Genomic DNA, 770 nt, shown 5'->3' on the forward strand with positions numbered 1-770 from the left:
CGATCACATCAAAGCGCGCCATTAGCGTTTTAAAATATCGGACCGCCTGCTCTTCACCAAATGCTTCGACGCCACGCCAATAAATTCGAGCCACATCCCTTTTGGCCGCATCGTTGAGTCTATACCTCATCCCTTCCCAATCCGTCCTGGATCTCTTTCAGCAGTTCCGCAGGGCTCGGCTCCGTGAGCCCACTGCGCTCAGCTTCCCGTAATTTCGCACGAATCACTTCCAGCTCGCGCTCCGTTTCCTGCTCTCGCAGTTGGCGCTCACGAATCAACTCGCGAACCACTTCACTCTCATTCCCGTAATGCCCGCTCTCGATTTGGGTCTTGATCCAGCTATCTTGCTGATCTGTCACCGTAATACTCTTCTTCACCATCCCCATCTCACACCTCTCTCAAGCGCAACTATCCTACCTAGTAGTATAATTGCGCCCAACACGAAGACAACGCCGCTTATCCGCGGCAACCCTGAAGGCTCCCAGCTTTATCCAAGGGCCCAGGGGGTATTCTGCCCGGCAATCCAACGCCGCCCCGTCGCCTCCGCAAAGGCCTTCACCTTCGCTATCGGCCCCAGTGCCAACGGGGCTCTCCGCTTCCGGGGCCCCATGTGTTTCAACCAGGCGCGCTCATCAATACCCATGCGCTCAAGAATATTCGCCGCAGCACCATCAATGGCTCCCCTTTTATCTGCCCGCACAGCCCTGCCAGTGGCATCAACCAACACCAGATAATCCATCAACCGCATACGGCACACGGTGGCATCGTCA

1 protein-coding gene and 1 pseudogene are annotated in these 770 nt (G+C 56.1%); both read right to left on the reverse strand.

Features of this window, described 5'->3' with window-relative positions:
* Window positions 1-119 precede the first annotated feature (119 nt).
* Window positions 120-380 carry a type II toxin-antitoxin system ParD family antitoxin gene (locus A3754_RS00695; protein WP_231880430.1) on the reverse strand — a complete coding sequence of 87 codons (261 nt, stop codon included), beginning with the start codon at window positions 378-380 and terminating at the stop codon, window positions 120-122.
* 107 nt (window positions 381-487) lie between these two features.
* Window positions 488-770 (reverse strand): annotated as a pseudogene (locus A3754_RS28385) (transposase); the annotation flags it as partial.

The organism is Alcanivorax sp. HI0083 (assembly GCF_001635175.1).

Bases quoted from the DNA above. Each gene is read 5' to 3' on its own strand.
- A3754_RS00695 (WP_231880430.1), bottom strand. From the start codon at position 380: ATGGTGAAGAAGAGTATTACGGTGACAGATCAGCAAGATAGCTGGATC.